Source organism: Flavobacterium olei (assembly GCF_039749035.1).
GTDB classification, from domain to species: domain Bacteria; phylum Bacteroidota; class Bacteroidia; order Flavobacteriales; family Flavobacteriaceae; genus Flavobacterium; species Flavobacterium olei.
The window spans coordinates 89,070-112,107 of record NZ_JBDKWC010000004.1 but is presented as its reverse complement, the minus strand read 5'-3'; the positions used below and the strand labels follow the sequence as shown (position 1 = coordinate 112,107).

The 23,038-nt window shown below is 32.1% G+C and carries 23 protein-coding genes and 1 pseudogene; 17 read left to right on the top strand and 7 right to left on the bottom strand.

Translation table 11 applies throughout. From position 1 onward, the window contains the following. Positions 1 to 47: 47 nt before the first annotated feature. Together thrC and ABEB31_RS11415 are read left to right on the top strand one after the other, a co-directional pair. Entirely contained in the window at positions 48 to 1,337 is a 1,290-nt protein-coding gene (gene thrC, locus ABEB31_RS11420; RefSeq protein ID WP_347051792.1) for a threonine synthase, read from the top strand. Between the two features lie 152 nt (positions 1,338 to 1,489). Next, complete coding sequence (locus ABEB31_RS11415) at positions 1,490 to 3,820, top strand: nSTAND3 domain-containing NTPase (RefSeq protein WP_347051791.1); 2,331 nt, start codon at positions 1,490 to 1,492, stop codon at positions 3,818 to 3,820. A 129-nt stretch (positions 3,821 to 3,949) separates the two neighbouring features. Here the strand turns inward: ABEB31_RS11415 and ABEB31_RS11410 are convergent. Further along, positions 3,950 to 4,039, bottom strand: a pseudogene (locus tag ABEB31_RS11410) (transcriptional regulator); the annotation flags it as partial. 60 nt (positions 4,040 to 4,099) lie between these two features. After that, positions 4,100 to 4,870, bottom strand: coding sequence for a hypothetical protein (locus tag ABEB31_RS11405; protein ID WP_347051790.1), 771 nt, complete (start codon positions 4,868 to 4,870; stop codon positions 4,100 to 4,102). A 237-nt stretch (positions 4,871 to 5,107) separates the two neighbouring features. Here ABEB31_RS11405 and ABEB31_RS11400 point away from each other — a divergent pair, with 237 nt between their 5' ends. Continuing rightward, entirely contained in the window at positions 5,108 to 5,614 is a 507-nt protein-coding gene (locus ABEB31_RS11400) for a GNAT family N-acetyltransferase (protein ID WP_347051789.1), read from the top strand. A gap of 287 nt (positions 5,615 to 5,901) precedes the next feature. Here ABEB31_RS11400 and ABEB31_RS11395 read toward each other — a convergent pair whose 3' ends face one another. From ABEB31_RS11395 to ABEB31_RS11385, 3 genes are all read right to left on the bottom strand, one after another. Continuing rightward, entirely contained in the window at positions 5,902 to 6,285 is a 384-nt protein-coding gene (locus tag ABEB31_RS11395) for a DUF3037 domain-containing protein (protein ID WP_347051788.1), read from the bottom strand. Next, a complete protein-coding gene (locus tag ABEB31_RS11390; RefSeq protein WP_347051787.1) occupies positions 6,275 to 7,057 on the bottom strand; it encodes a HipA family kinase in 783 nt (260 codons plus the stop codon). Before ABEB31_RS11390 ends, ABEB31_RS11395 begins: the two co-directional genes overlap by 11 nt. 275 nt (positions 7,058 to 7,332) lie before the next feature. Next, complete coding sequence (locus ABEB31_RS11385) at positions 7,333 to 8,181, bottom strand: NAD(P)H-hydrate dehydratase (RefSeq protein WP_347052240.1); 849 nt, start codon at positions 8,179 to 8,181, stop codon at positions 7,333 to 7,335. Positions 8,182 to 8,537: 356 nt separating this feature from the next. Here ABEB31_RS11385 and gcvT point away from each other — a divergent pair, with 356 nt between their 5' ends. The 14 genes from gcvT (at position 8,538) to ABEB31_RS11315 (ending at position 20,661) form a co-directional block, all read left to right on the top strand. Beyond that, positions 8,538 to 9,620 (top strand): glycine cleavage system aminomethyltransferase GcvT, encoded by a 1,083-nt coding sequence (gcvT, locus tag ABEB31_RS11380; RefSeq protein WP_347051786.1) that lies wholly within the window; start codon positions 8,538 to 8,540, stop codon positions 9,618 to 9,620. A gap of 454 nt (positions 9,621 to 10,074) precedes the next feature. Continuing rightward, positions 10,075 to 12,111 (top strand): S41 family peptidase, encoded by a 2,037-nt coding sequence (locus tag ABEB31_RS11375; RefSeq protein WP_347051785.1) that lies wholly within the window; start codon positions 10,075 to 10,077, stop codon positions 12,109 to 12,111. A gap of 108 nt (positions 12,112 to 12,219) precedes the next feature. Continuing rightward, a complete protein-coding gene (locus tag ABEB31_RS11370) occupies positions 12,220 to 12,933 on the top strand; it encodes a YebC/PmpR family DNA-binding transcriptional regulator (protein WP_007811539.1) in 714 nt (237 codons plus the stop codon). Between the two features lie 273 nt (positions 12,934 to 13,206). Then, complete coding sequence (locus tag ABEB31_RS11365; RefSeq protein WP_347051784.1) at positions 13,207 to 13,920, top strand: hypothetical protein; 714 nt, start codon at positions 13,207 to 13,209, stop codon at positions 13,918 to 13,920. A gap of 271 nt (positions 13,921 to 14,191) precedes the next feature. Then, positions 14,192 to 14,902: a hypothetical protein gene (locus ABEB31_RS11360; RefSeq protein ID WP_347051783.1), complete on the top strand. Its 711-nt coding sequence runs from the start codon at positions 14,192 to 14,194 to the stop codon at positions 14,900 to 14,902. 155 nt (positions 14,903 to 15,057) lie between these two features. Further along, entirely contained in the window at positions 15,058 to 15,747 is a 690-nt protein-coding gene (locus ABEB31_RS11355) for a hypothetical protein (RefSeq protein ID WP_347051782.1), read from the top strand. Then, positions 15,748 to 15,975, top strand: a complete 228-nt coding sequence (locus tag ABEB31_RS11350; RefSeq protein ID WP_347051781.1) for a hypothetical protein — start codon at positions 15,748 to 15,750, stop codon at positions 15,973 to 15,975. 294 nt (positions 15,976 to 16,269) lie between these two features. Next, on the top strand, positions 16,270 to 16,854 hold the full coding sequence (locus ABEB31_RS11345; protein WP_347051780.1) for a hypothetical protein: 585 nt from the start codon (positions 16,270 to 16,272) through the stop codon (positions 16,852 to 16,854). A gap of 230 nt (positions 16,855 to 17,084) precedes the next feature. Beyond that, positions 17,085 to 17,285 carry a hypothetical protein gene (locus ABEB31_RS11340; protein WP_347051779.1) on the top strand — a complete coding sequence of 67 codons (201 nt, stop codon included), beginning with the start codon at positions 17,085 to 17,087 and terminating at the stop codon, positions 17,283 to 17,285. 299 nt (positions 17,286 to 17,584) lie between these two features. Next, on the top strand, positions 17,585 to 18,106 hold the full coding sequence (locus ABEB31_RS11335) for a hypothetical protein (RefSeq protein ID WP_347051778.1): 522 nt from the start codon (positions 17,585 to 17,587) through the stop codon (positions 18,104 to 18,106). Positions 18,107 to 18,303: 197 nt separating this feature from the next. After that, positions 18,304 to 18,690 (top strand): hypothetical protein, encoded by a 387-nt coding sequence (locus ABEB31_RS11330; RefSeq protein WP_347051777.1) that lies wholly within the window; start codon positions 18,304 to 18,306, stop codon positions 18,688 to 18,690. A 6-nt stretch (positions 18,691 to 18,696) separates the two neighbouring features. Beyond that, a complete protein-coding gene (locus ABEB31_RS11325) occupies positions 18,697 to 19,194 on the top strand; it encodes a hypothetical protein (protein WP_347051776.1) in 498 nt (165 codons plus the stop codon). Positions 19,195 to 19,294: 100 nt separating this feature from the next. After that, positions 19,295 to 19,498, top strand: coding sequence for a hypothetical protein (locus ABEB31_RS11320; protein WP_347051775.1), 204 nt, complete (start codon positions 19,295 to 19,297; stop codon positions 19,496 to 19,498). Between the two features lie 143 nt (positions 19,499 to 19,641). Beyond that, positions 19,642 to 20,661 carry a DUF481 domain-containing protein gene (locus ABEB31_RS11315; protein WP_347051774.1) on the top strand — a complete coding sequence of 340 codons (1,020 nt, stop codon included), beginning with the start codon at positions 19,642 to 19,644 and terminating at the stop codon, positions 20,659 to 20,661. Between the two features lie 52 nt (positions 20,662 to 20,713). On the opposite strand, the gene ABEB31_RS11310 is transcribed toward ABEB31_RS11315, so the two are convergent. Continuing rightward, positions 20,714 to 21,601, bottom strand: coding sequence for a LamG domain-containing protein (locus ABEB31_RS11310; protein ID WP_347051773.1), 888 nt, complete (start codon positions 21,599 to 21,601; stop codon positions 20,714 to 20,716). Positions 21,602 to 21,939: 338 nt separating this feature from the next. Then, the gene (locus tag ABEB31_RS11305) at positions 21,940 to 22,848 is read right to left on the bottom strand and encodes a LamG-like jellyroll fold domain-containing protein (RefSeq protein ID WP_347051772.1); all 909 of its coding nucleotides are present in this window, start codon (positions 22,846 to 22,848) and stop codon (positions 21,940 to 21,942) included. Between the last annotated feature and the right edge of the window lie 190 nt (positions 22,849 to 23,038).

Sequence of the window (23,038 nt, the reverse complement as noted above, 5' to 3'; positions counted from 1 at the left end):
AAACTAAGGACTAAGTACTAAAAAACTAAGTACTAAACAAAAAAACAATGAAATACTACAGTTTAAACCATAATGCCCCTAAAGTTTCTTTTCAGGAAGCGGTAATACAAGGATTGGCGAGCGATAAAGGATTATATTTCCCGGAAAGCATTACGCCTCTTAATTCTTCTTTTTTTGATAAAATCGAAAGTTTAAGCCACGAAGAAATTGCTTTTGAAGCGATCAAACAATTTGTGGGCGATGAAATTCCGGAAGCCAAATTAAAAGAAATCATTGCTGATACTTTGGTTTTTGATTTTCCTGTTGTAAAAGTTGAAAACGGAATTTACTCGTTAGAATTATTTCACGGACCGACGATGGCGTTTAAAGACGTTGGAGCGCGATTTATGTCACGTTGTCTGGGCTATTTTAATAAAGATAAAAAAGACGCTAAAAATACGGTTTTGGTAGCCACTTCCGGCGATACAGGCGGAGCGGTTGCGAGCGGATTTTTAGGCGTTGACGGTGTTGACGTTGTGATTTTATATCCGTCTGGAAAAGTAAGCGACATTCAGGAAAAACAATTGACGACTTTAGGACAAAACATTAAAGCTTTGGAAGTTGACGGTGTTTTTGACGATTGCCAAGATATGGTGAAAAAAGCATTTTTAGACGAAACTTTAGCACACAAAAACCTGACTTCGGCGAATTCTATTAATATTGCACGCTGGTTACCGCAAATGTTTTATTTCTTCTTTGCTTACAAAGCGTTGAAAAGCCAAAACAAACCATTGGTTTTCTCTTGTCCAAGCGGAAACTTCGGGAATATCTGCGCCGGAATTATGGCAAAGAAATTAGGTTTGCCAATTGAACATTTCGTAGCGTCTACAAACGTAAACGATACGGTGCCAAGATTCTTAGCAAACGGAAAATACGACCCAAAACCTTCTAAAGCAACCATTTCTAACGCCATGGATGTTGGAAACCCAAGTAACTTTATTAGAATTCAGGAATTATACAACAATGATTTAAAGGCTTTTGAAAAAGATTTCTCTTCGTACAGCTACACCGACGAAGAAACGCTACAAGCCATGAAACAAATTTACAACACCGACGGTTACATTGCAGAACCTCACGGCGCTGTTGGCTATTTAGGCTTGAAAAAAGAGCTTGAAAAATACCCGAACGCCATTGGTATTTTCTTAGAAACCGCTCACCCAATTAAATTCTTAGATGTGGTTGAACCGGCACTAGGAATTACACTTCCGATTCCGGCGCAGATTGAGAGTATTATTAATGAGAAGAAAGTTAGTGTGAAGATTGGGAGTTATGAGGAGTTGAAAAGTTTCTTGGGGTAGATTTTTTCTTTTATAAAAATTTTAAAATCACAAATTCAAAGAATTCAATTTCTTGAAATTTGTGATTTCTATTTTATAGATTTAGATTAGCATAATGTAAGAGAAATTATTAAGTTTGATAACTATCTAATTTCAAAAGCCACTTTCTAAAGATGAAAAATTACGATTTCAATATTCTCTCTCCATATGAATTTGAACTTTTAACAAGGGACTTACTACAATTACATCTTAATATTTTTCTAGAATCTTTTGGAGAAGGAAGTGATCAGGGAATTGATCTAAGATGTTCGAAAGGAAAACTATTGATAATACAAGCAAAGCGATATAAAAATTTCAATAACTTATTTACAAACTTAAAAAAGGAAGTAGATAAAGTCAAAAAATTAAAGCCAGAAAGATATATTCTGTCAACTAGTGTTTCCCTATCTCCCCAGCATAAAGTGAAAATTAAGAATTTATTCGATCCCTTTATAAAATATGATGACGACATTTTAGGTAAAGAAGATCTTAATAATTTACTAAATAAATTCCCTTCTGTAGAAAAAAACTTCTTTAAACTTTGGCTTTCAAGCACTGACATTTTAAACGAAATATTTAATAATCAAATAGCAAATCAAAGTAGTTTTTCACAAGAAGAAATTTTTGAAAAACTAGAAGTATATGTCCAAAATGAAAGTTTTAATGAAGCTTTAAACATATTAAACCTAAATAAATATGTTATTATTTCTGGTTCTCCTGGTATTGGAAAAACAACTTTAGCGGAAATGCTTGTGTTTAGTTTTTTAAGTGAACCTAATCATGAATTTATTTATCTATCAGATAGTATTGATGACGCATTTAAAATGTATAATGAAAATAAAAAGCAGATTTTTTTATTTGACGATTTTTTAGGAAGAAATTTTCTTCATAATTCGATTGCTCTAAATGACGAAAAAAAAATTGTACGATTTATAAATAAGATAAAAAAATCAAGCACCCATTTTTTAATTTTTACTACAAGAGAATATATACTTAATCAGGCGCAACAAAAATTTGATATATTAGATCAAGAGTTGGCGAAATGCATATTAGACATATCAAGATACTCCAAATTAGTCAAAGCACAGATTCTGTACAACCATTTGTTATACAATAAAGTTCCTTTCGAATACATTGATGAAATAATTAAACAAAATTTTTTATTATCTATTATAAATCATTCAAACTATAACCCTAGAATAATTGAAACTTTTACAAACCATAAATTTTGGAGAGAGTCTTCTTCTCTAGAATTTCCAAAAGAATTAATTAAATTATTTGATTCTCCTTTTTTAATTTGGAATCATGTATATGAAAATCAGATAACTGATACGTCACGAATAGTTTTAAATTCGCTTCTAATAGTAGGCAGTGAAATAAGTTATGATCAACTTTTTAAACAAGTAGAAACATTTCAAGCCAGAAATTCAAATACCTACAATACTATTAATCATTATACTTACAAATTAGCTTTACGAGAATTAGAAAACTCTATGATTCAAATAAATAAAAATTATGCTGGAAAGTTAGTAATTAAGTATCAAAATCCATCAATTCAAGATTTTTTAGTTAGTTATATTAATAAAGATTCAATTGCTAAGGACTACATAATTAAAGCGATAAAATTTTTAAAGCCTGCATTCGAAATATTTACAACTGAAAAAAAGTCAAACCCTAATTTAAAAATAAAACTAAATACTAGTCATCTTAAGCTATTGGAGGATAGCATTATCGAAAATTTTAATGATATTCAATTTGAGTCCACTACTATAAGATATTCTAAATCAACTCAAACTGATATCACTATAAATAAACTTCATTTAATTTATTATTCTTTTAAGAATAACGATACAATTACAGAATTTATTAATTCTGAATTTTCAAAATTTATTTATTCCAAAGAAATATCAAATAAATCCGTTAATGAATTTTCAAATTTGTTATGCATTTTTGCTGATGAAGAAAATTTTGATATCGAAAAAATATTAGAAAATATATTGTCGAGTATTTGGTATTATGAAGACTTAAGTGTTTTATCATCTATCCAAGCAACATTTCCTAACAAATTTGAATTATTTGAAGAAAATAACCAAGATAATCTATATGAAATTTACTATGATGTTGTATCTAGTCTTATGCAATCAGCTTCTGATAGTGAAGAAATTTCAACCATTCAAAGTATTAACGATGAGCTAAAATCAATGGAAACCGATTTTGGATTTGATACGTATGAAAATAGAAAAGAAGTAGAAAAAATGATTGAAAAATTAGAAGGCGAGCAAGATTATTATTATAATCGCGATGAATTTCCTGATGGTTATTATCCACAAAGAGTCAGTTATATCGATGGAAGTCTTAATTCATATATCGAAGATCAAGAACTAAAGGAATCAGAAAACAAAAAACCTGCCAATGAAAATGATCTTATCTATGATTTATTCAATTCTTTAAAATTTAATGATTAAATATTAATAATGGATAAATACTTAAAATTAGAAATTACTCTCGCTAGAAATATGAGGTAAGAAACAAAACAAAAAAAAAGAGACCTCACAAAGGTCTCTTCTCAATTCAATATATCTTCAAAAAAACGATTATTTCCCATTCAGTAATTTCTCCAAATACTCCACTTTATCTTTTTCAGCTTGCACCAAACGTTCGTAAAGTTCAACCACTTTTCTTAACTATTTAATTGTATCATCCAGCTAAAGCTAGACGCAATTGATTAAACAACAAAGTACCTTCTATTTCTTCGTACCCAACAAATACAAAATCTTAGTTGGCCCTGATTTCACCCTTCCAATTTCCCAGTTAAAATTTGCTGCGTTATTTAAATTAGCAACCAGAGCATTCATTTCGTCAACAGAATACGTTCGTAAAGAAGAAACCACGCCATCCCACAAAATCAAAATCGGCACAATCGGAATCAGGTACGTAAAAATAATCCGGCCAATATGAAATGGTTTTATAAAAGGCGTTGTAAGCAAAACTGTAATCGGCGAAAAAATCATCGCTAAAATACTCTGAAAGCTTCGCTCCTGCCCTTCAAAAATCGCAATCGAACTATTAGAGTCAACAGCGTTTTGCAGAATCTGCTGTGCATCTTTAGGTTTAAAATGATGCAGGGATAAAAACTGCGTCCGGAGTCCGGTCAGGTTTTCGGGAACATTTCTGGCGTCAATTCTGGTTTTTATAAATTCGAAATTATCGGCTTGTTTTTGAGTGTGTTCAAAAGCGGGAATATTGGGAAAGTAATCCGTCAGCAGGATTTTTAGATGTGGAATATCCTTTGTCAATTCTTTATTCAGCCAGATTAACCCCCCGCCTCCGCCAGAACCTAAATCTATTATCTGACTGGTGTTGGTTTCTCTTAATCCTTTTTGTATAATTGGCACAATTCCTTTGTACATGGGTGTTTTATTAGAAAGGAATTGCAGAAAATCGGTCATGCAATTTCTTATAAAACTGGGTAACCAACTTTGATCTTCAAATTCGAATAAATGAATTCTTGCCATATTTTGTTTTGTTTTCGGACTATTACAAATTTCAATAATTTTTCAGATATTTCCTTACATTTATTAAAATTAAAGCGACCAATTTCAATTGTCTCCGGCTTTAGCTGGAGGTCTAGATTTTTAATCTCATTTCGGCTTTAGCCAAAAAAACGATGCAATTTGGCTAAAGCATTTCTTAATATTCTAATTTTGCCCATCCGGCTAAAGCCGGATACAATTCAAATTCTTTATTAAAACATGATTACAAAAGCATTACTGGAAGATATTCCGGCATTAACAACTTTAGTAAATTCAGCATACAGAGGAGAAACTTCTAAAAAAGGCTGGACAACCGAAGCGCATTTACTAGAAGGAAAAAGAACTGATGAAGAGGAAATGACAGCCATTTTTCTTAATCCAAAAAATACAATTCTGAAGTTTACGGAAAATAATACAATTATCGGTTCAGTCTTACTAATTGAAAAAGGACAGCAATTGTATTTAGGAATGTTAACCGTTTCTCCGGAACTCCAAAATAGCGGCATAGGAAAAAAGATGTTGGCAGAAGCAGAAGTCTTCGCAAAATCTTTGGGATTGGATTCTATTATTATGACGGTGATTTCAGTTCGCGAAGAATTGATTGCGTGGTACAAACGTCATGGTTATGTGGACACGGGAGAAAGAGAACCATTTCCCGAAAGCGAAATTCATGTTACGGTTTCTGATGAACCTTTGGAGTTTATTTTTATGAGGAAAAGGCTTTGAGAATTTAACCGTGAAGTGTGCTAAGAGTTACGCAATCCCGATAGCTATCGGGAGCAAAGTTTTCTTTTTTTAATCTCGCAAAGTCGCGAAGTTTTTTTTAAAATAAATTAAACGCATAGTTTGTCATCCCGAGGAACGAAGGATCTCCACAAGTAACCCCATGCAGTGTATCGTCAATCTTTGTCGAGCTACTTACGGAGATCCCTCGTTCCTCGGGATGACAAAAATGAGTGTATTTCCTGATTTAAATCTTTGCTCATATGTTCCTTTGAACCTTTGAACCTTTTCTAGAGAACCAACTCTTCAAACAAGCGATTAATCGTTTTTTCTAAATCCTGACACAAACCAGGATGCGGTCTTGACGTCTGGATTGCAGAACTTCTAATTGCTGTTAACCAGCGAAAACGTTCGGGAATTTCAAATTCTGCTATTGGACCTCCGTCTTTGTCTCCTGCTGCTATCTTTTTTAGAGCTGTTACATTACAATGCAATTGCTGGATATCAAAATCGCTGGAAAGCGCTTGTACTTTGGCATCGTCGATGTGCGCCAATACTTTTATAAATTTCGCTTTTTTACAAAATAAAATGATTCCGATATTCAGGAATTCTTCGCGTTCTACTCTTGGTACAACACGAATCACGGCATACTCATATAAGTGATTATCTTGCATTTTTAGCCTGATTTACAAAGATTTCTGAATGAGCTAAACGGGTCTTTAAAAACTGCAGGTATACATTTCGCAAGCCTTCAGGCGTTTCGTCTGCATCTTCCCACTGCAGCCAGTCCAGCGGAATAGTATTGACAATTTCTTCCAGGATTTCCGGAGTCAAAATGGCTTTAAATTCGGCATCGACTTCTTGTAACAAGGAAGCCTGCGGCAATAAAACATGATCTTTGATCAAAGCAAACGGACTTTTGGCATGCTGCTCCCAATTGTTCCAGGAATGATGAAAATACAGACACGCTCCGTGATCTATGAGCCATAATTCTTTGTGCCAAATCAGCATATTGGTGTTTTTGAAAGTTCTGTCTACATTGGTAATATAAGCATCCAGCCAGACAATCTGCGAAGCTAATTTATCATCTACAGTAGTTACAACAGGATCAAAAGTTATGGCACCAGATAAAAAATGAAGCGCCAGATTTAATCCCTGACTGCCCTGCAGCAGATCCTGAATTTCTTCATCGGCTTCGGTTCTTCCAAAGGCTTCATCGAGATTGGCAAAAACCAGTTCGGGTAATTGTAATTTTAAGGCTTTTGCGATTTGTCCGCCCACTAATTCGGCAATCAATGCTTTTACACCGTGACCGGCGCCTCTGAATTTTAAGACGTATTTAAAATCGTCATCGGCTTCTGCCAAAGCGGGCAAAGATCCGCCTTCGCGCAGTGGTGTTATATAACGGGTAACGTTTACCGTTCTGAGATCGAAGTTGTTTTCCATTTTTTAAAGATTCTAAGACGCTAAGAAACTAAGCTGCTAAGTTTCTAATCTTTGACATTACAAACTTACAAATTTTTGATTTTAGATTTTAGAGGGTAGATTCTAGATTTTTTCTAAGAGTAAAGAGCGCCAAGATTTAAGAACGCCATTCTGAAATGCAAAATAGCTCGCAAAGTCGCGAAGGCGCAAAGTTTTTTGTTTCACGCAGATTTAAAAAGATTTAAGCTGATATAAGCAGATTATCTATTTGACACATTGTCTAATTATCTAATTTTCTAATTATCTAATTGCAAAAAAGCTTTTCCTAAATATTTAATAATTGTGGAAGCCGTAAAAGATTCGTAACCAAAATTTGGCAGTGCTAAATCGGCTGTTAAGCCGTGGAGATATACGCCGAATTTTGAAGCATATTTAGGTTCATAGCCTTGTGCGAGCAGACTTGTCAGAATTCCGGTTAAGACATCTCCGCTTCCGGCTGTTGCGAGTGCGGCGTTTCCGGTTGTGTTTTGGTAAACCGAAGTCCTGTTGATGATATATGTCGGGGCACCTTTCATAATGACAATGACTTTGTATTTTTCTGAAAAAGCGATTGTTTTCTGAAATTTTTCCGATTCTGAATTCCATTTTCCTATTAAGCGTTCCAGCTCTTTTGGATGAGGTGTCAGAATCGTGTTTTCGGGAACTAATTCCAGCCAGGATATATTTTCTGAAATAATATTTAAAGCATCAGCATCGAGAACAAGCGGTGCTTTATTGATTCTTAAAAATTCAAATAAGGCCTTTTGGGTTCCGAGCTCCTTTCCTATTCCGGGTCCGATTCCGACGGCTTGCGGAATTATTGAAAAATGGATATTGGTGATGAAATTTACATTTTCATCGGTTACAACCATAACTTCGGGAATTGAGATTTGAAGGATCTGGTAACCGCATTTTGGTGTAAAAGTCGTTACGAGTCCGCATCCCGATTTTAAGCAGGATTTGGATGCTAAAACGGCGGCTCCGATTTTACCGTAACTTCCGGCAATTATCAGTGCGTGGCCCTGCGTTCCTTTGTGTGCTTTGGAATCTATTGGCTTGTATAATTTTACAATTTCTTCCTTGGTAATTAAATACGGTTCTTTCATCTTCATAAATATATTTTTAAACACATAGCCTCGATTCAAAAGTATCGGAACGGAATAGTAATTTTATTTCAAAAGGTGTTTTACTTTTTTGATAAACATAGCTAAATTGAAAACCCTATCTTTTATATACTAAAGTTACTGAAAAAAATGAAACCAGAATTCTTCTTTTGAAACTGACTGTCCTGGCCCTGATAGTCCCGAAGCTCATGGAGTATCCTTTACTTTTTTCTTTAAAAAGTAAAAGATATAGCGGATAGCAGGAAATAGCTTCTAAATATTGCGAAATTTATAATTTAGGCGATTCAAATTAGATATTTTTTGAATAGATTTGCAAAACAATTTTATAAAACATCACAATGAAAAATACTGCGCTTACGCACATACATGAAGGTTTAGGAGCAAAAATGCTTCCTTTTGCGGGTTATAATATGCCAATTACATACGAAGGAGTTAATGCAGAACATGAAACAGTTCGTAATGCTGTTGGTGTCTTTGATGTTTCGCACATGGGAGAATTTTTATTGACGGGTCCAAATGCTTTGGCTTTGATCCAGAAAGTGACCTCAAATGATGCGTCTGTTTTAACAATTGGAAGAGCGCAATATTCTTGTCTGCCAAATAATGATGGCGGTATTGTTGATGATTTGATTATTTACAAAATGAAAGAAGAGCAGTATTTACTGGTTGTAAATGCTTCTAACATTGAAAAAGACTGGAACTGGATTTCTTCTCACAATGATTTGGGTGTTGAAATGAGAAATCTTTCTGATGATTATTCCCTATTAGCGATTCAGGGACCAAAAGCGGTTGAGGCTATGCAGTCTTTGACTTCTGTTGATTTGGCTGCGATTCCGTATTATCATTTTGAAGTGGGTGATTTTGCCGGAATTGATCATGTAATTATTTCTGCAACAGGATATACAGGTTCTGGAGGATTTGAGATTTACTGCAAAAATGAGGAAGCAGAACAGGTTTGGAATAAGGTTTTTGAAGCCGGAGCTGCTTTTGGAATTAAACCAATCGGACTTGCTGCGCGTGATACTTTGCGTCTTGAAATGGGTTTCTGTCTTTACGGAAATGATATTAACGATACTACTTCTCCGCTTGAAGCTGGTTTAGGATGGATTACAAAATTCAATAAAGATTTTACGAATTCTGAAAACCTGAAAAAACAAAAAGAAGAAGGTGTTTCTAAAAAATTAGTTGCTTTTGAAATGCAGGAACGCGCTGTGCCTAGACATGATTATGAAATTGTAGATGATGCCGGAAATGTAATCGGAATTGTAACTTCGGGAACTATGTCGCCTTCTATGAATAAAGGGATTGGTTTAGGTTATGTGACGGTTGCAAACAGTGCTGTAGATAGTGATATTTATATCCGAATCAGAAAAAATGATGTTGCTGCAAAAGTGGTTAAACTGCCGTTTTATAAAAAATAATTAGTTTTAAAACTATATTTAAAATGCGTTGCAATGAAAGTTGTAACGCATTTTTTTTATGTCTTTTTATTCTTTTGCCACGGATTACACTAATTTCTGTTCGTTTTTTTGCCACGAATGGCACTAATTTACGCTAATCTTTTGTTTGCTAAGATCACACAGATTCCTTGTTATTCATATGCTTAGTAAATCTGGGGGTTTCTTTGCCACGAATTTACACTAATTTCGGTGATCTTTTGTTTTTTGAAATCATATATCAGGGGTTTATGTGAATTCCTTTTGTATAGATTTAATAATCATTTTAATCTGTGGCAAAAAAATATTTTAATTGATGTCAAACAAATAAATGCATTTCACGGTGAAAAAACTTTTGGTCATCGATATTTAAAGAAAATACTGCTTTTTGTAAAAAAAATAGTTGTAACTTTAATTATAAAACCACGAATTTCCATTTATGAAAAAGATTTCACTGTTCCTTTTTTTGCTGACATCAACTGTATTTTTAGGTCAGAATAGTGCAGAAACCTGTGAAATTGTAAACAAAATAAATGCGCTGATTCAGGCCGAACATTTAAGACCAAAACCAGTCGATGACAGTTTATCTGTTTTTGTTTTTGATAATCTCATTAGCGATCTTGATCCGTCACGCAATATCTTTTTTAAAAGCGAATATGACGAATTGTCCAAAAAATACCGTTACAATCTCGATGATCTGATTCTGAAAAATGACTGCAGCTTTCTTACCGACATAAAAGCCCATTATGTAAATGGACTTTTGCGTACTAAGAAAGTTTTAGAAAAAATTCAGTCTGCCCCTATTGATTACGCTAAAAAAGATACCATTCGTTTTTATAAAAAATCCTTTGCTTTTTATCTTAAAAAAGAAGACATGGAGAGAGTCTGGACAAAAAAGCTGCGTTATCAAATTTTAGACGAAATCGCAGAAACAAGTGATAATCTCGATTCTCTTAAAACCAATTTTAAGTCTATCGAAATGGTTTCAAAAGATAAAATTCTTGCTAACGAAATTTGTCGTTTTAACACTCTGTTGGACACCAATACCAAGCAGGAAGAGAAATTCTATAATTTTTTCTGTACCTATTTTGATCCGCATACAGCTTATTTTAGTGACGATTCTAAAACTAGTTTTGTCGCTTCTTTATCCAAAGAACATTTATCTCTGGGAATGACTGTCAACCTGAATGAGAAAAACGAAATTATTATTGATGAAGTAGATCCAAACGGACCGGCATTTCAAACGGGACAGGTAAAAAAAGGTGATCAGATTATTTCGATTTCCAATCAGAAAGAGACTCTACAGGTTTCCTGTGCTTCTTTAGAATCTATTTCGACGATGATTTTGTCTGAAACAAACAAACAGATTACACTGACTTTAAAACGCAATTCCGGTAAAAGTTTTGATGTTTATATCGAAAAACAGATGATGAAAGACGAAGAGAACTCTGTTTTCAGTTTTATTATCGGTAAAGACAGTAAAATTGGCTACATCAAAATTCCGAGTTTCTACGCAGATTTAGACGGTAACAGCAGAAAAGGTTGTGCAGATGATGTAGCACGCGAGGTTATTAAACTCGAGCGTGATAACATTAAAGGACTTGTTATTGACTTAATAGACAACGGCGGTGGTTCTATGGAAGAGGCTATTAAACTGGCGGGAATGTTCGTAGATTCCGGGCCGCTTTCGATTGTAGTCGACAACAGAAAGGAAAAGTCGGTTATTAATGATCCTATCAAAGGTGTGATTTACAGAGGTCCGATTGTGGTCTTGGTAAACAGCAATACCGCTTCTGCAAGCGAATTTTTCTCTTCTATCATGCAGGATTACAATCGCGCCCTATTATTAGGAAGCAATACACTGGGAAAAGCTACAATGCAGACCATTCTTCCGCTTGACGAACAAAAAAATACCGATTTCTTAAAAATTACTATTAATAAATTTTACCGAATTACCGGAAAAAGCCATCAGTATAAAGGTGTAAGACCCGATGTTGTACTGCCGGAGTTTTATGAAGATATTTATCAGAAAGAAAGTGATTTTCCGACTGCCATAAAAAATGACAGTATTGAGCCTTTCTTAAAATATAAAACTTACGTAAAACGAAATTTAATCGACAAAATTGCGAAAAACAGTTCTGCCCGACTCACAGATAATTACTTTTTTAACAACATTAAAAAGATCAATTTCAAAATAGATCAGCTCGTGAATACCCCAAAAGCTGAGGTTCTGATGACACTGGACGCGGTTTTCAAACAGAAAAAAACATTAAATGCGCTTTGGACAGAAATCAATACTTTTAATGATGAAAATAATCCGCTGGATGTCTACAACTCGAGTATCAATCAGTTTTTACTGGGCGCTTATCCGACCGATAAAATGATTAATCAGGGCCAGATGGATAATCTCAAAACCAATCCGTATCTCAATGAAGCTGTCAATATTATTAATGAGTTTAACGGAGCTGCTAAATAATTTACCTGACCAGAATGCTGAAACTAAAAAAACAAAAAAACTATCTTATTTGTTTTTGGAAAAATAAGGAATAACCGTATTTTTGCATCACAAAACTAAAAATTAGAAATGGGAAGAGCATTCGAATTTAGAAAAGGAAGAAAAATGAAACGTTGGTCTGCAATGGCCAAGACTTTTACCAGAATTGGTAAAGACATCGTAATGGCTGTTAAAGAAGGCGGTCCAAATCCGGATGCCAATTCTAGATTAAGAGCTGTTATACAAAATGCGAAAGCTGCCAACATGCCAAAGGACAATGTGGAGCGCGCGATAAAAAATGCAAGTAATAAAGATACTGCCAACTATAAAGAAATTTTGTTTGAAGGCTACGCGCCTCACGGAATCGCAATTTTAATTGAAACTGCTTCTGATAACAATAACAGAACAGTGGCCAATATTCGAAGCTATTTTAATAAATGTAACGGAACAATGGGAACTCAGGGTTCTGTTGAGTTTATGTTTGATCATACCTGTAACTTCAGAATTGCAAAAGGAAATCTGGATCCTGAGGAATTAGAATTAGAGCTAATTGATTTTGGTGCCGAAGAGGTTTTTGAAGACGAAGACGGAATTTTAATCTACGCTCCTTTTGGAAGTTTTGGTGCTTTGCAAAAAGAACTTGAAAACAGAGGCCTTGAAATTTTATCTTCTGGTTTTGAGCGTATTCCACAAATTACAAAAGAATTAACGGAAGCTCAAATCGCGGATGTTGAAAAATTAATCGAAAAAATTGAAGAGGATGATGACGTGATGAACGTTTATCATACGATGAAAGAGGAATAATTTTTCTTTTATTTAATATATTTAAAGCTCTGGAATTTTCCAGGGCTTTTTTTTATCAATTCCTGCTTGCAATGTTAATATTTATAGATCTAATGTATTCAATATAACAAAGAATTAATTTGCATACTAAGTTTGGAGAAATAGTTTTAATGAAGAAAACAAGAAATTATGCAATAATTGAATAAAGCAACAGCATAGTAAAGAATAGTCGAATTTAGAATATTAGATAGTGATGAAGTTCTAAGTGTTAAAAAATTAAATAAGCTTAAAAAAATGAGTATAAATTTAGTTACAGTTGTAGAAGCTTTTTATAATTATTATAATGAATATCCATATGAAAAATTACGTATACAATATGAATTCACGGCATCGGGCAGCTACAAATTTTTGGTAAGATATTTATCTGAAACGACAACTTCCACAAATAAAAGCTCTGGTCCTATTGATGATGAAGTAGAAAAAATATCTGAATATTTCGAAGAGACTATTCATACTGAAAAAAGATTTAATCGCTTTATCATAGAAATAAACAATGACAAAACCTATTCTCAGGAACAATATTGGGATATCACAAAAGAAAAGCAAGATTTATTAAATACAGCAGATGTCTTTTACCAATGGGTAAATGAGCGAATGATGTCCATGATATTCGAATATGAGAAAGATAATAATCTTATACCTACACAATATGATTCGGATGGAGACTTGGAATATTTAAGTTCTTGGGATAGTGGTGTATTTACTTTTCATATTAATGAAAAAAATGATTTAGAGTACAAAGTGGCCCTCACACAAGATGGAAAAGAACGAATTTTGGACCTTCCTGTAAAAGATTATTTTATAGAAGGAATTCTGGAACATTACAAAGTTACAAACACCGAACTTTCTGATGTATGGAAATCCTGGAATACAATGAAATTAAAATCTCTACATTATGATATTCCTTATGATAAAAGAGAGGATTTTGTGAGCTATATAATGGAATAAGATTACAGTAATAAATTTTATAGCATGGATATTTCTCGCAAAAAATATTGTGCAAAACAGAGCTGGTGGAGACTGGTTTAATATGGAAAAAGCCTTATCTGATTTTAAAAAAGCTAATGCTAACAAAAAAATTAAAGTAGAGATGGAGTTTCATTTTGATGGATCATCAAAAAAGACCTACTTCAACAAGAGTAGATATATAAATATATTGATGGTGTTAAAGCTACTATACTAAGTAAAAGAGCCATTACAAATCCATAAAAAAATAGATATGAAAGAACAAGAAATAGTTAAAGCTTTTTATGAGTACTACAAAGAATTTTCATATGATATTTTGGAAGTGAAATTTATTTTTACCATTGGAGGCAGCTATGATATCTATACATACTATTTTGAAGATATCAACAAAAAAGAAGGAAGTTTAGATGGAAAAGAACTTTATCCATATGAGAGACAAGTTTTTGAACATTTTAAATCCAAAATTGATTCAAATGATCAATTTAACATTGTAAGATACAAAATTAAAAATGATGGCTCATACACTGTTTCATATAAATGGGAAAGTGAGAAAGCATATAAAAATTTATTAGATTACGCAGAAGTCTTTTACCAATGGGTAAATGAGCGAATGATGTCGATGATATTCGAATATGAGAAAGATAATAACCTTATACCTACACAATATGATTCGGATGGAGACTTGGAATATTTAAGTTCTTGGGATAGTGGTGTATTTACTTTTCATATTAATGAAAAAAATGATTTAGAGTACAAAGTGGCCCTCACACAAGATGGAAAAGTACGAATTTTGGACCTTCCTCTAAAAGATTATTTTGTAGAAGGAATTCAGGAACATTACAAAGTTACAAACACTGAACTTTCTGATGTATGGAAACCATGGAATACAATGATATTAAAATCTCTACATTATGATATTCCTTATGATAAAAGAGAGGATTTTGTGAGCTATATAATGGAATAAGAATTATAAATAACAATAAATAAAATTTATGCTTTGGATATTTGGAAATCAATTAAAAAAAACTCCAAACTCAAAAATTGCCACAATCACTTTACTACTTCTATTTAAGAGGACTGGAAATTATTTACAGACCATAAAGCTTCAGCAATTAGATTATGATTGAATTAAAAAAAGTTAAAAATTTAGATTTATATAAAAATCTAAATAAAAAAATAGAGTTTGTTTACAAAGGATGGGAAGAACCAAACAGAGGTCAGGAACTCGTATTTTATTCCATATTAATTGATGGAATAGACAGAACTAGAGAATTGTTTTCTGTAGATACAATTCAATGCACGTTAAGTGAGAAAATTGATACAGAACATCCTGTCAAAAATTTCGCCTTTATACCATGCAAAGATTTTATTTTATTGAATACGGAGAACTTTAATAAAACAAGTTTAAAAGTATCTTTTAGAGAAAATGGAAATACAATCCAGGACAGTTTAGTTGGAAGCTTTTTCTATCCGGAAACTCATTTATTAATTAATAAAAGAAGCTTAATCGTAACTGATCTTGCAACCTTACAAAACAAAAAAATAAAATTTGAAGAAGGTTTTGATATTGAATGGGCATACTTAATTGATGCCACTCAGGTTTTAATTATTCAGGCATTTTCTAATATTTATTTTATATATGATTTAGAAAAACAAAAAATTATTGATGAGAGAAACATTACTGGCTTATATCCGGATTTTTTTCGATGGCTATACAGAGGACAGGATTACCAATCAAATCAATTACAAATGGAGTTACTCCAAAAAAAAGATGATAAATTTATAAGTACTTACTTTAAAATAAACTAAATGAAAAATATAACAAAAAGATTCTTTTTTTATTTACTGCTATTAACACAACTAATTATGAAAGCAGGGCCTGGGGATCCTTGCCCTGTTGCGTTTTTTGCTACAGATTTATCTACTTCCAGTGCTGAATTCAAAGTTTTGGTTAAAGAACCTAATGGTTTTAATGCATGGTTCCTTCTAAGGAATGAAGCTCCAGCTTTACGAACTAATATTGAAGAACTAAATTAGTTACACAAAATTCGCAGTAATAGTACTAGTAATGTTATTCATAGTTCTTAGTGTAATAAGCTAAAAAACGATACAAAAATAAAAACCAAAAGCCTTCTAATTTTACAAGTCTTAAGGCTTTATTTCAACCTTATGCTGAAGAAAAGTTAACTTTATATCATCTATATCTAAAACAATCAGATATGATTTTTTTAGATGATGAAGAAAATAAAACGGAATTATAACATATCATGACTGACGAATTATTTAACGAAACCCCATACATTAAATCATATTATGATTAATAAATAACCTGTGAGACAAACTAATTATGAATGTTCTGAGCTTTTTAAAATGAAAAGAAATTGCGAAAATTTAATCTTAGCATTAGCAAACTTTGCAGAAGATTGGTGGTTACCTTATAATGATAGTGTTAGTATGCTTAATAACGCTATTGATAATGGTATGATAATTCAACCAGATTTATTGAAAAATTTTGTTGAGGCAATCGATGATGTAAATTTTGATTGGGTAAATATTGCAAAAGAAAGTCAATTACTAATTAATCCAGAGGAATATACAAATTTTGAAATAAAAGATTATGCGAACTTATTACTCTATGATTATTTAATACCCGAAAAAATTATAACAAAAGAGGAATTAGATGAATTAAATATAAGCGCTGAAAATCTACTCCAAAAATATACATCAAATGATGGCTGGATGTTAGCTTATGATTTATTTAATGAACTAAAAAAAGAAGATCGTTTTATTAACTTAGAATACTATAATCTTTGGAAATTACCCTATATAAAGAGACGGATATTACAGAGATACATTAACAACAAAGAGCGACAGATTGGATATTTAAAATATAATAAATCCAAAAGTGAGATTTAAACTGAAAACTCCGTCATAAATTTTGGCTTTATAGTATGTAAGTATTTTGTTTTTATGAAGTATTAAAAGATTTAACTTAAATTAATAATGAACGAAGAATTAATAAAGTATTAATGAATCCCAGTAGTTTTAAACAAACTACCGAACCAAGCCCAATAATTGACTCGAGAGGAGATCAAATTATAATTGGAAGGGTATTTAGCATATTATTTAGATTTAATTGGACTATAATGAAAAAATACATTATACCTGAGAATTTACCAACTATTCTGGATAGTGAAACTATAAAAATATTAGTTGAAATGTGTGAAGAATCTCCAAAAAAAGATTTTAGTTGGGCAATTATATTTGAAATACTTTTACAAAGAGGACAATTAAATATCATTTTAGACATCGTCGAAGAAAATCAAGCTAAGCAATCTAAAAATTAGAGGTTAGAAATGACTGAAGGGGAAAAAATTATAGATGAACAAAAAAAACAAGCACTTATAAAAAAAATAGAAGAAGATCCTCTTTTTCTTTATGGTAATATGAGTCGACCAGATACTCTATAAGAATTTAAGTCAAGATTTGGCCTATGGCCGAATGGAACAGATGGAGAAATCTACAATCCTAAGAAATAATTCTGTTATTGATTCTTAATAGCTTTGAAGATCCTTTATTGTAAAAAAAACTTTTTCTTTGACAAATTATTTAATGATCGACAAATTAATAGATAAAATTGATGTATATGAAACTAATAGATAATTTTTATTGTATCCAAACCGAAAACTTTGGAAATGGCACAACAAAAAATAGTGAGGGTATAGTTTCAATTAAAACGGAATTGATAAGGCCTTCTATAAAATTCTTAAATAATGATGGGAATATTATATCTGCTGAAAGAAAAATTTATAGCAAAAGATTAATAGCGAATCCTTTTATTGACCCACATGAATCTTTTTCTATTGATGAATTAATCTTTTTATCTAAAACATATGGATTTGAAATTGAAGAACATTCAATTCATAAAGGTTATAATTATAGTATTTTAAGAATTAACAAGCTATATAATTCTCCTGGGGAAATTATCTTAATTGAACAACAAGGAAAAGAATATGTAATAATTGAATTTAAAAGATGGGCATCTGAATTCCAGCCCAGAAGCGCCGCGGAAGATAGCCTAGGAGAAAATATTACCTATATTTTAGGTATTTGGGAATCACCTCTGTTGACAGATGAAATAATTACAAAAATTAAAGGCGATAAATAATAAAAATAAATTTAACTCTCTGTATTGCATTATTTTCATTTCTTAGTTCAAATGCACAATGTGAGACAATAATGAAGTTCTTTAAAGATGATATGTATACATCTAAACTTCAGCAAAATCATTAACACGGTTGATTGAAGAATTAATTTCTAGAGGAGTGAATATAAATAATCTTAAAATAAATAGAATTTACTAAAATGGAAGTAAAAACTCTTCAAAAATATTTAGGAATGGCAGTTCATTTTATTTATTATCATCATCATAGATTGAATAATGAAAAAGTGTTTGAAGATGATTATTGGGAGCATTTATTAAAAACAGGAACATTGGAATATGGGAAAATGTTATATAAATGTCTTGACTTTGCTTTAACTCAAGATGATTACTGTTTATCAATAGTTGATTCACCATTTAAAGAGCGTTATCCTGAGGCTGATATTAAATTGTTTTTAGATAAAATTGGGCCAAATGAAGAAATAAGATATAGTTATGACTATCCAGGAATTGGAAGTGATGCTAGCGTAAAGTTAATAAGACAATCATCTATTGAACAAAGAGCCGTTGATTTTAATATGTTTAAATAATTTAAAATGATGTTTGAAAGTAAAATAACAAAGTATTTTAATAATAAATTAGTAAAAAGGATTATAGAATTAAATTTAAGCGAAAAATTAACAGATGAAGAAAATTTAATTATTTCAAAAATTGGCTTACCAAATGGTGTGTTAGATTTTCAATTCATTAATGACATTTTCTTATTATCAAAAACAGAAATTAAAATTGGAAATACTTTTTATAACAATATAATTCTAGATACTACATCAAAAATGATAATTAGAGATGATGCAGTTTTTCTTTCAAAATCCCTCAAAAATCTAGTTTTGCAGCTCTATGCATATGATAGTTTATGGCAAATTATTATTCCAGAAAAAAAATTTGGTAATTATAGGGAAGATCGAAATCACAAGAAATATGCTCAATTTTTAGAAAGTGAATTATTAAAAATCGATCAAGATTTATTAAAAAATGACAATGGGTATTTTTGGGGATCTCTAATAGAAGATATTGAATTTGGTATAGTTGGTTAACTGAATAAGCATTCTAAATAATCGAAAATAAAATTTATACTTTGCATACGGGAAATCAATTACATATTTTTGAAAAAATAAAATAATTAAAAACAAAAAAATGCAAACCTCAAAATTTACCAAAATAGGCGTAGTCGCTTTAGTGCTAATCTTTTTAATTTTAAGCGTAGTCGGCTGCAGTACGCATACACACACTCATACACATGTACGCTCTAGTGGTAAAATTCCACCGGGACAAGCCAAAAAAATGAACGGAGATAAAAGCGCCAGAGCGTATGCACCAGGTCAGCAGAAAAAAAGATAATCCATATCTTACAGTAATAACATAATCTTTAATCCCATTTTCAATTCATTGGAGTGGGATTTTTTTTATGATTTTTGAATTCATTTCGTTTTTATTTCTAACTTTATACTTACAAGCTGATAATCAAAGAAATAAACACAAATATGAAGAGAATTCTACCTTTATTTTTTCTTTTGTTTTTTCTTGAAATCAGCGGTCAGACCAATGATACAATCGTGCTAAAAAACAACGATATTATTGTTGGAGAGATAAAAACAATGAACAAAGGTATTTTACAAATAGAGACAGATTACAGCAAGGACGATTTTAAAGTGGAATGGAAGTATGTAAAAAATATAGGATCAGACAGAATTCATATCATTAATCTCTCCAATGGCGTTTTGTTAAACGGTAAAATCAAAAAAATCAATTCACCATATAAATGTGAGATTACCAATATTGAAACGCAAACCAAAAGCATCGTGGATCTTACCGATATTGTTCGTATAAAACCTGTAGATAACAGCTTCTGGGACCGACTGGATGCGAGTTTCGATGCAGGAATAAAATTGACAAAATCTCAGAACCTGCAGCAATTAACTATCAATGTTAATTTAGGCTATACGGCAAAAAGATGGTATGGTACGGCAACTTTTAAGCAGATTCAGTCGATTCAGGATGACAGCGAACCCATACGCAGGATTGATACCGATTTGAGTTATGTGCATCTCCTCCCTAAAGACTATTTTATTCCCTTATCCGTAACCACTTTGTCCAATACAGAACAGGATATTGAGCTTCGTGTAATATCTAAAGCCGGATATGGAAAATATCTTGTACACAGCAATAAAAAATACTGGGGAGTTGCTTCGGGATTATCTTTTAACCATGAACGTTTTACAGGAACAAGCGAACCCAATAAAAGTTTAGAGCTATTTTTGGGAACAGATGTTAATTTTTACGATGTGGGCGATTTTAGCATTCAGTCAAAAGTAACCGTTTTTCCTAGTATCACAGAAAGTAAAAGGATCCGTACCGATTTTTCACTGGACACCAAATACGATTTGCCTTTGGATTTTTTTATCAAACTCTCTTATATTTATAATTACGACAACAAGCCGAATCCCGGATCATCAAAAGAAGACTATGTTTTTCAAACCACTTTTGGGTGGAAATTGGACTAAAAAAAAGTCTTCCGGATTCAGAAGACTTTTATTTTTTTTTTGCTAATAAACGTTATTTTTTTACCGATGTATTCATTACCTTAATCAGATAAGTTCCTTCAGGTAAATCGCCAAGATTAGATCCGTTGCTATCCATAATTTTTTTTCCTTCAGAGTAAACTTCAATATTTTTACCCGTAGTCGCTATGAGATTTGTCGCAGCAGCTGGTGCTTTAACAGTGGACGGTAATTCTTTTTTTGCTGTGGCAACGGCAACAGACTTTGGCTGACTTACAACAGTATTTGATTTAGAGGTATTATATGCTTCCATTACCTGCTCGTCTGTCATGGCAACGCTATATAATTTCAGGTCATCAATATCTGCATTGATACTGGTTGCTGTATTGAGTTTTCCAAGACTTAAAATATAACCTTTTGCCATTCTCTGAATCCCGTCAACTGATTTTAATAGCTCACCATTTCGATAAATCTTCGAGACATTTCCATCATAAGAGACAGTGTACATGTACCAGGTGTCTTTTACAAGCGGAACAGAAACGATAACATTGTTTTTGTCGCCCCACCCCACTAAACTAAGATCAGAAGTTCCGGAAGTTGCCGGTTGTTGGATTAATGCAAAATATTGTCCGTTTACTGGTGTACCATAATTAAAAATATAATTCGCCGTATTGACCGCATTAAATTTTACCCAAACCGAAATAGTTTTGGGCTTATTGCCTTGCGGAAGATCGCCAACTACACTCTGAAATCCTTTATTAATAAGTCTTAAAGCCCCTTTGGGAGTTCCCGATCTGTCATTTACAAAAACAGGCGTTCCTAAGAAAGACGTAGAAATATCAGCACTGTTTAAATTTCCATTGAAATTAAATTCCTGCACCGGATTTTGCGCATTGGCCTTTAAAAAAACTGCAAATATCAAGGTGAGTACTATTTTTTTCATAAGAATTTATTTTAGAAAAGTATTATATTAAATTTTTATTATTAGATACAAAACTATAAGTCAGTAAATTGCTCATTCAGAGTTTTGCATATTATTTTTTACAAATTTTGTTAAAATTATAATTTTAATTCAGCTTCACAAAATAATTCATGCATATAATTACACAATTCTCTTCTAAATTAATTTTACATTACTTATAATTTTCTATTGCAATGCAAAATAAATTTCTCTCATAGACAAAAAGGCCTTTTGAGGCTTTCAAAAGGTCTTTTTACTATTTCAAAAATTGTATTCCGAAGCAGCAGGAAAAATTAACCAAAATTATAATTTCAATTATTTTATTTAGAAGTGACTTTTTTAGCAGGAGCACTTGTAATTTTCAACAAATAGGTTCCTTCGGGAAGATCGTTAATATTCATAGCATTACTACCTACTATTTTTTGTCCCTGCGAATAAACCTCTATATTTTTTGTTACTCCATTAACATCACCGGATGTTACTATTGAAGCATTAGCAGACTTTACGTTTTTCCCTCTCGTAACCATAGCTTTGGTGCTTTTAGTTTCTAAAGACGGCCCAACAGCCGTAAGAGGTTTTTCACCTTCATACAATTCATTTACCTGCTCTGCTGTTAAAGCAATATCAAACACTTTTAAATCGTCAACATCTGCATTAATTCCTATTGATGTATTTATTTCGCCCAATCTAAAAACATTTCCATTGGTCGCTCTAGTCATTCCTTCCAAAAACTTTAATAATTTTCCATCACGATATATTTTAGATGTAGTGCCTTCATAAGTAATTGTATAATTGTACCATACATATTTTTCAAGTGGCGTAGAAACTATCACATCATTAGAAGCACCCCACGCCGCTAAACTTAGATCAGAATTAGAGTTAGTTGTCCCTTGTTGTAAAAGGCCGCAGTACTGCGCATTATACGGATTGCCGTATCCCCAGATATAATTTGCACTTGCAATATCATTAAACTTCACCCAAATACTTATTGTGCGCGCACTCTTTCCCTGAGGAAGATCATCTATTACCGCCTCAAGAGCTTTATTATTTAAACGTTGAGCGCCTTTAACAACTCCCGCCCTATCAGCAACGAAATTGTCAGTACCCATGAAGGAGATAGTATTGGTAGTATTGTTTAATGTACCATTAAAGTTAAATTCCTGAATTGGTGTTTGTGCATCGGCATTAAAATAACTTACAAACAACAATGTCAGTAGAAATTTTCTCATAATAATTGAATTTTAAGGATTAAACGACTTATGCCATTTCAATACACTAAACTATATTATTATGATAGCTGACGGAAATATTCCCGACAACCTACACAAATACTCGTTAAAATAACCAAATCATTGCTTTTTTGTCGACAAACAGCATTTTATAAACTTTAAAAATAATATTAAAAAAATGCACTTATTT